At 39.6% G+C, this 8,222-nt stretch carries 9 protein-coding genes and 1 pseudogene; 8 read left to right on the top strand and 2 right to left on the bottom strand.

Features of this window, described 5'->3' with window-relative positions; translation table 11 throughout:
• Nucleotides 1–182, bottom strand: a pseudogene (locus Q9Q35_RS03535) (mechanosensitive ion channel family protein); the annotation flags it as partial.
• Nucleotides 183–349: 167 nt separating this feature from the next.
• Between Q9Q35_RS03535 and Q9Q35_RS03530 the strand changes: the two are divergent.
• Both Q9Q35_RS03530 and Q9Q35_RS03525 read left to right on the top strand, forming a co-directional pair.
• Entirely contained in the window at nt 350–766 is a 417-nt protein-coding gene (locus tag Q9Q35_RS03530; RefSeq protein ID WP_304652165.1) for a DUF948 domain-containing protein, read from the top strand.
• A gap of 20 nt (nt 767–786) precedes the next feature.
• Nucleotides 787–1,260 carry a hypothetical protein gene (locus Q9Q35_RS03525; RefSeq protein WP_304652164.1) on the top strand — a complete coding sequence of 158 codons (474 nt, stop codon included), beginning with the start codon at nt 787–789 and terminating at the stop codon, nt 1,258–1,260.
• 53 nt (nt 1,261–1,313) lie between these two features.
• Here Q9Q35_RS03525 and Q9Q35_RS03520 read toward each other — a convergent pair whose 3' ends face one another.
• Nucleotides 1,314–2,414 (bottom strand): Xaa-Pro peptidase family protein, encoded by a 1,101-nt coding sequence (locus Q9Q35_RS03520; RefSeq protein ID WP_304652163.1) that lies wholly within the window; start codon nt 2,412–2,414, stop codon nt 1,314–1,316.
• 208 nt (nt 2,415–2,622) lie between these two features.
• On the opposite strand from Q9Q35_RS03520, the gene ccpA reads away from it, so the two are divergent.
• The 6 genes from ccpA (at nt 2,623) to comGB (ending at nt 8,181) form a co-directional block, all read left to right on the top strand.
• Complete coding sequence (gene ccpA / locus Q9Q35_RS03515) at nt 2,623–3,630, top strand: catabolite control protein A (protein WP_304652162.1); 1,008 nt, start codon at nt 2,623–2,625, stop codon at nt 3,628–3,630.
• Nucleotides 3,631–3,683: 53 nt separating this feature from the next.
• Complete coding sequence (locus Q9Q35_RS03510; RefSeq protein ID WP_304652161.1) at nt 3,684–4,214, top strand: VanZ family protein; 531 nt, start codon at nt 3,684–3,686, stop codon at nt 4,212–4,214.
• 65 nt (nt 4,215–4,279) lie between these two features.
• Nucleotides 4,280–5,011 (top strand): YebC/PmpR family DNA-binding transcriptional regulator, encoded by a 732-nt coding sequence (locus Q9Q35_RS03505; RefSeq protein WP_004051694.1) that lies wholly within the window; start codon nt 4,280–4,282, stop codon nt 5,009–5,011.
• A gap of 166 nt (nt 5,012–5,177) precedes the next feature.
• The gene (rbsK, locus tag Q9Q35_RS03500; protein WP_304652160.1) at nt 5,178–6,104 is read left to right on the top strand and encodes a ribokinase; all 927 of its coding nucleotides are present in this window, start codon (nt 5,178–5,180) and stop codon (nt 6,102–6,104) included.
• Nucleotides 6,105–6,212: 108 nt separating this feature from the next.
• On the top strand, nt 6,213–7,187 hold the full coding sequence (comGA, locus tag Q9Q35_RS03495; protein ID WP_304652159.1) for a competence type IV pilus ATPase ComGA: 975 nt from the start codon (nt 6,213–6,215) through the stop codon (nt 7,185–7,187).
• Nucleotides 7,156–8,181, top strand: a complete 1,026-nt coding sequence (comGB, locus tag Q9Q35_RS03490; protein WP_304652158.1) for a competence type IV pilus assembly protein ComGB — start codon at nt 7,156–7,158, stop codon at nt 8,179–8,181. The genes comGA and comGB overlap by 32 nt, the downstream gene beginning before the upstream one ends.
• Nucleotides 8,182–8,222 lie beyond the last annotated feature (41 nt).

The following is an 8,222-nucleotide window of genomic DNA, read 5'->3' as shown; positions in this document are numbered from 1 at the left end:
GAATGAATGATCAAAAAAAGCAGTGAGATCAAAATAAGTGAGATAGTCACCATGATGATCTTAGTGATAATGTTATCCCAATTGATATTTTTTATGTAACTGTCTAAGATGCCCGTTTGTTTGACTACTTGCTTTGAAACGTCAGATGAGAGCGTCTTATCCGTTGTTGCTAATAGGTACAAATAAGATCCGTCCTTTATGTTCAGAATTTATGTACTAATGATAGCAAATTTTTTTGAAAAGTGCGAAAGAAGTTTTTGGTTTCAAACGATATTTTTTGCGTAATAATTGCAGTTTTTGTGATTGAATGATATTCTAAAGACAATGAAGACTTAATGGAGGGTATAAAATGACAATAACGTTTGGACAGATTGCTGGGTTAATTGCAGCGTTAGCATTTTTGATCTTAGTTGTTTTCATTTGTACAGTGCTAAAGCATTTAGTGACGACTGTTAAAGAGATGAATAACAGCATTCAGATCTTGACCAAAGACGCTAACAGTATTGCTGGCAATGTGGATGAGCTTTTGGTAAAGACTAATATTTTGATGGAAGATGTCAACCACAAAGTAAGCGAATTAGATCCCTTGTTTAAAACCGCAGCTGAACTAAGTGAAAGTGTATCTGATTTGAACGTAGCAAGTCGTTCAATGGCTGATAAAGTAGTACGTTCAACTGAAAGTGCGGCTAAAACAAGTGCTGCATTGCGTGTTGGTAAAATGGCGCTGGGGTTTTACCAACGACACAAACAAAAACAAAGTAAGTAAACTTTAAGGAGTGGAGTATTATGAGTAAGAAATTGTTAGTTAGTCTTGGAATGCTTGCAGCTGGTGCAGGTGCAGCTTTGGTCGCTTCAAAGAAGTTGACCGCTGACCAAAAAGATAAATTAGCGATGAAAGTCGATGAGACCGTCTTGAATGGACGTGAAAAAGCATTGAAATACAATCAATACTTGCAACAATTCTTGGAAGAAAATGGCGTAGATGACTTAAAAGAAAAAGTTGTCAGCCGAGCTGATGAATTCAAGAATGAACAAGCTGTTCAAGATGCTTTGGCTTCATTGAAACAAGCAACTTCTGATTTAAAGGAACGGTTGGAAAACACCAAGGATAAGTTTGATGATCTAGCCGAAGATGAATCTTCTGAAGATTGGAATGACGATATCGTGATCGATGGTCGTTCGGCTTTTGGTGAAGCTAAGGATAAGAAAGATCAACCTTACGAAAAACCAACTGAAACATTTTATCCACACAATGATTAGAGTACAAAAATAGCGCTCTCATTATCGGAGCGCTATTTTTGTACTCTAATTCTCTAATCTAGAGGGATGATTTGAAGTTCTTTGGTCGTATGTGTGAATGGTTCATTACCATCTTTAGTCAAGTAGACACAGTCTTCGATCCGGACTCCAGCAACTCCAGGAACATAGATCCCAGGTTCGATCGAGAAGCACATGCCAGGTTCAAGGACTAATTCATTTCCTTCCATGATAGATGGAAATTCATGGTCACTTTGACCAATACCATGTCCTAGGCGGTGGATGAAGTATTCACCATAACCGGCTTTTGTGATGATATCACGTGCGATCTTATCTAATTCAAAAGCACGCATCCCAGGTTTAGCGGCAGCTTGAGCGGCTAATTGTGCTTCTAAGCAGACTTGGTAGATATCTTTTGCTTTATCGCTGACTTTACCAAAAGCAACTGTTCGTGAAGCATCAGACATATAGCCCTTGTAATCAACACCTAGATCAAACAAGCAAAGTTCGTTTGGCTTGATAAGATCAGCTTTTGGAGCCCCATGAGGGTCAGCAGCATTGGCACCACTTTGAACGATCGTATCAAAACTCATATGCATGATACCATTTTGCTTCATCGTATATTCGATCTCGGCTACAACGTCTTGTTCAGTCCGCTTGGTCGAAAGAGCCTTAAATCCAGCTTCAAAGGCAACATCAGCCCATTTCCCCGCGGTCTTTAATAGTTCGATCTCGTCTGGTGTCTTAAAAAGCTTTTCATGTTCGATCACAGGAGAGAGATCACCGGAGAATTCGGCTTGTGGGAAATATTTTCGGAGAGCTTCAAAACGAACCACAGTCAAGTTATCTTTTTCCAAAGCCCAATGCTTAGGTGATGCTAATTCTGTGATATGTTCTTTGATCAAAGCATAAGGATCTTCATGATCTAAGTAGCCATAGACAGGGTATTTCCAGCCGGCTTTTTTGATCGCTTCGACCTCAAGTGCAGGTGCGAATAGGAAAGGATCTTTATCTGGAAAGATAAAGAGTGCTAGTGTCCGTTCAAACGGATCGCTACCAAAGCCGGTAAAATATTGGATGTTTTTCCAATCACTGATATAAGCAATATCTAAGTTGTTGTCAGCTAACCATGTTTGGACAGTATTAAGATGTGACATAAAAGCACTTCCTTTAATTGTTTTTAAAGCGACTACATTATAACACACTTTTGTAGTAAGTGATGGTTAGATATCTTTGAAAATGAAAATATATGAAAAGAAGCTTACAAATTCTTGAAACGCTTGCAATCGGTTAAAAACTTTGATAAATTAAATAGGGTCGCAATGAAAACGATTTTGAAAATAAAATTAGTGAGAGGATAAAACCATGGAAAAACAAACAATTACAATCTACGATGTTGCACGTGAAGCTGCCGTTTCAATGGCTACTGTCTCACGGGTCGTTAATGGTAACCCAAATGTTAAGCCCGCAACACGTAAAAAAGTGCTTGAAGTTATCGATCGTTTGGATTATCGTCCAAATGCGGTCGCTCGTGGCTTGGCAAGTAAAAAGACTACCACAGTCGGGGTCATCATCCCTGATGTGACAAACGTCTATTTTTCTTCTTTAGCTCGTGGGATCGACGATGTAGCTTCAATGTACAAATATAACATTATTTTAGCTAACTCAGATGGCAATCCTCAAAAGGAAGCACAAGTTTTAAATACTTTATTGGCCAAACAAGTTGATGGGATCATCTTTATGGGCAATAATTTGACAGACGAGTTACGTGCACAATTTGCACGTTCTAAGACACCGATCGTTTTAGCAGGTTCAGTTGATGCTAAAAATGAAGTTGAAAGTGTCCATGTTGACTATGTGGCTGCGGTCGAAGAAGCTGTAGCTGATCTGATCAATCATGGTAACAAGCGAGTTGCTTTCATTACAGGGCCGATGAGTGATCCGATCAACGGTGAATACCGTTTGAAGGGTTACAAGAACGTTTTAGCTAAGCATGGCATCGAATATGATCCAGAGCTTGTATTTGAAACAGACTATAGCTATCGTGCAGGTGAAGTTTTATGGCCTGCCTTGGCATCTGCTAAGGCAACAGCAGCTTTTGTCGGGGATGACGAATTAGCTTGTGGTGTTTTGAATGGGGCTAAAGATGCAGGGGTCAAAGTACCAACTGAGTTTGAGATCATTACCAGCAACAATTCCAAGTTGACTGAGATCGTTCGACCACAGCTTTCCTCGATCACCCAACCATTGTATGATATCGGTGCCGTTTCAATGCGCTTCTTGACTAAGATGATGAATAAAGAAGATATGTCTTCAGATGAAAAGACGATCGAATTACCATACGGCTACATCAAGCGCGCTTCAACTAAATAAAACACCTAACGAGCAGGGAGATCCCTTGCTCGTTTTTGGTCATAAGGAGAAAAATGAAAGCAAACAAAGTATTTAATTGGCAAAATTTATGTTTATTTGGAGCAGGGACCATTGTACTTATCTTGTTTATCAGTTCATCAATGCCCTACACTAAACAAACATCAGTCCCATTTTTAGAGCAGCATCTAGCACAAAAGCCATTAGAAAACTGGTTGAGCCAAATTTCATTCAGATATGCTGGTAAAGAGATCAGTATTGCAAATATTGGCTATTATAAATTTGTGGAATTTTTTATCCGCAAAGGGGCTCATTTTGGGACGTATTTTTTATTAGGGGGACTCACCTCTTTAGGACTTGCACACTATTGGCCTAAGTTAGGATACGTAGCGATCGTTAGTTGGACGTTAGCGACGCTTTATGCGGGAGCTGATGAGCTCCATCAAATGTTTACTGGTGATCGGACACCACTGATCCAAGATGTGATCTTAGATTCATGCGGAGCATTATTAGGGGTCATGTTTGCAGTGTTACTTCTATATAGATCGCAAAAACGGCGAAATAGTTGGGAATCTTGCAACGAATAATATTTTTTGTTAAAATATACACGGCTTATTGCTAAATTTTACTTTTTCGGAAAGAGGTATTAGAAATGTCAGGACATTCAAAATGGCATAACATCCAAGGGCGTAAAAATGCTCAAGATGCAAAACGTGGAAAAATTTTCCAAAAAATCTCGCGAGATCTATACATGGCTGCAAAGAGTGGCGGTCCTGACCCAGACGCCAACCCACAATTGCGCCTTGTAATGGAAAAAGCACGTGCTGCTAACATGCCAAAAGATAACATCAAACGTGCCCTTGATAAAGCTACTGGTGCAAATGGTGCTAACTACGAAGAGATCACTTATGAAGGCTATGGCCCAGCTGGGGTGGCTATCTTAGTTCACGCTTTGACAGATAACCGTAACCGGACTGCTTCAGCTGTGCGGACTGACTTCAATCGTAATGGCGGTAACTTAGGTGAAACAGGTTCTGTTAGTTTCATGTTTGATCGTAAAGGTTACATTGCGATCGTGCGTGAAGACCTAGACGTTGATGAAGATCAAATGTTTGAAGATGTGATCGAAGCAGGTGCTGAAGATCTTCAAACATCTGATGAAGTTTTTGAGATCTATACAGAACCAAAGATCTTCGAAGATGTACGTGATGCTTTACAGGCTAAGTATGACTTAGATTCAGCTGAGATCACGATGGTACCACAAAATACTGTTCCAGTTCCAGAAGACAAGGTCGAACAATTACAACGTTTGATCGATCGCCTTGAAGATGAAGATGATGTGTCTGAAGTATTTACTTCAGCTGAATTTCCAGATGAAGACTAATTAAACAGTGGGTTGCAGTTTTTGCAACCCTTTTATTTTACATAAAAATCCAGGAATGCCAAGTATTTTAGTGCTATTTATGCTATAATATGGACTGTGACTTAAAGATTTGAATTTTCAAATTACGTTAAAAGATATGCTAGTAATAAAACTTATGGAGGAAACTATGGTCAATAGAGTAACAGTTTTAGGCAGCTTGAATGTCGATAATATCATGCAAGTCAAGCGTCTGCCGTTGCCCGGTGAAACAATGACGATGTCAGCTAAAAAAATTGCAGGAGGAGGCAAGGGTGCTAACCAAGCGATCGCTGCTGCTCGCTCTGGTGCCCAAACTGCCTTTATCGGTAAAGTAGGATCTGACGAACAGGGACGTCTGATGAAAGGTTACCTCGAAGATGCAAAGATCGATGCAACTAGTGTGACGTTAGCAACTGAAGAAACTGGCCAAGCATTTATTTTATTACAAGAAAACGGTGAAAATAGTATTCTCGTCTTAGGCGGTGCTAATCAAGCGATAACTGATAATGATATTGAAGCTGCCAAGGAAAAGATCACGACAGCAGATTTTTTGATCACTCAGTTTGAAACACCGATCGAAGCTTCGATCACGGCTTTTAAATATGCTAAGGAAAATGATGTCGTAACGATCTTGAACCCTGCTCCAGCCAAACGAGTACCGGAAGCTTTGCTTAAAAATGTTGATCTGATCGTATTAAATGAGACTGAAACAGAATTGTTGACTGAGATCAAGATCGATGCAGAAGAATCTTGGCATAAAGCTGCAGCTAAGTTAGCCAAAATGGGTGTGAAAAATACGATCATTACTTTAGGAAGTAAGGGTGCTTACTATAAAACAACCACAGCTGAAGGTTTTATCAAGGCTTTTAAAGTCGCTACTTTGGATACGACGGCAGCAGGAGATACTTTCTTAGGTGCGCTTAGTTCACAATTGAACAAAGATCTCTCTAACATCGAAGAAGCGATCGTTTTTGCTAGCATGGCTTCAGCCTTGGCTGTACAAAAATTGGGGGCGATCCCATCGATCCCACAATTGGATGAAGTCAATAACGCTTTAGGTGAAGCGAATTTTTAATAATAACGACATTTGATGACTGTTTTGGCAGTCATCTTTTTTTATCCCAAAATTCAAAAAATATTTTTCCCTGTTTTGCGTATTTATAAAGTGAAGGAGGGATAAAGGATGGAACTAGCAACGAAACTATTGACGGATGCGGTAGCTGTATCGGCCTTAGATATTTTACTTTTGCCGACAAAAACATGTTATCAAGTTAAGTATTTTATCCGTGATCGTTATCTTGTTCAAAGTGAATTGACCTTTGAACAAGCTCAAAAGCTACTGGCCTTTTTTAAGTTTAAAGCGGATATGATGTTAAGCGAGCGTCGGAGGCCACAGTTAGGTGCGTGGCAACAAAAGATCAAAGATCAGCAGCTGTACCTGCGTTTTTCGACAGTTGGTGATTTTTTAGGTCGTGAATCAATGGTCATTCGCTTGATATACCCACTAAAAAGCGTCAAATATCACTATTTAGTACCAGAGCAATGGACGATTTTAGAACAAGCATGTCAAAAACGGGGACTAGTTATTTTTGCTGGCCCGATGGGGTCGGGTAAGACTACGGCAATGTATCAACTGGCTAAAAATCAAAAGCAACAACAGGTAATGTGTATTGAAGATCCGATCGAGATCAGAGAGGATAGTTTTTTGCAAGTCCAAGTAAATCCAAAAGCTCAAATGGATTATTCGACCTTGCTCAAAGCTGCTTTAAGACACCATCCAGATATCTTTATCGTAGGTGAGATCCGTGATCAGCAAACTGCCCGGGCTGTGCTGACAGCTGCTTTAAGTGGGCATCTAGTTTTGAGTACACTACATGCGACTAGTGCTTATGGTGTCATCAAGCGCTTAGCCGATCTAGGGATCACACGCTCAGAATTGGAAAGTGTTTTGCAACTGGTCTCATATCAACGTTTGTTGCCACTAAAGTCAAGGGGCCAAGCGGTCTTATTTGATATCATCCAACAAGCCGAGCTCTTTAGTGCGAATGTGAAGCAAGAAAATAGTGGGATGTCAGCAGATTGGGGGCGCTATCTTGAACAAAATGCAACTAAGGGAAAGATTGCTATTGCGACAGCGAAAAAATTTGCACATGGCTAAGTGGACTTTGCGACAACAAGCAAATTTTTTTGATCTATTAGCTGATCTTTTAATGGCAGGTTTTTCGCTCAAACAAGCCTTGCAGAGTTTAAAGGTGTTTTTACCCAAAAATGGACTAGAAATGGTGATCACAGAGCTAGAAACAGGTCAAAGCTTCAGTCAGGCATTAAGATCTAAGGTGACAACTAATATTTACTGTCAACTTGTGATCGCTGAAAAACATGGCAGTGTAGATCAAAGTGTTTTTCAGTTAGGAAAGTATCTAAAAAAACGTGTGCAACAACGTGAGAAGTTACAGTCATTATTGTTATATCCAGCGATCATTTTAGGATTATTATTATTTTTGATGATCGCTTTGAAGATATGGTTGGCCCCTGAGATCGCACAATTTTCAGTCTCAACGACTGGTAAAGATCCATTTTCCTATCTGATCTTTGTTAAATTTGGTGGCCTAGTCTTATTGGGCTTATTAAGCTTAGGGATGATCCACTTTTTTTACTGGTGGAAAAAGCAGTCGATCTTAGGTCGGCACAGTTGGTATAGTGGCTTACCGATCGTTGGTAGCCTATATCGTCAATATAATTGTTATTATTTGACATTTAACTTGGGGCTACTGATCGAAAGCGGATTGGAATTTCAACAAATTTGTGGATTATTAGAACACTTTGAAGAAAAAAGTTTACTTTATCACTTGGGGCATGCTTTTTCAGAACGGTTAGCCCGTGGAGAAAAATTGACACAGATCATGGGGCATTATCCTTTTATTCCACCTGAATTAGCGCTTTTTTTTCAAAAAGGTCGTTCGAAAGAAGAGATCGGTAAAGATCTGTTGGCTTATTCCAAACTAGCTTACCAAAAATTATTAGAAAAATCAGATCATTTGTTAGCTTGGGTCCAACCGTTATTGTTTATGGTGATCGCAATAGTGATCATTTGCACATACTTAGCGTTATTATTACCGCTATATTCAAGTTTAGGGGGACTGTATAAATGAAAAAAACTAAGATGAAAGCGTTTACATTAGTGGAAATGGCG

The organism is uncultured Ligilactobacillus sp. (assembly GCF_948826705.1).
Taxonomy (GTDB): Bacteria; Bacillota; Bacilli; order Lactobacillales; family Lactobacillaceae; genus Ligilactobacillus.
This window is presented reverse-complemented; position numbering and strand designations above follow the sequence as displayed.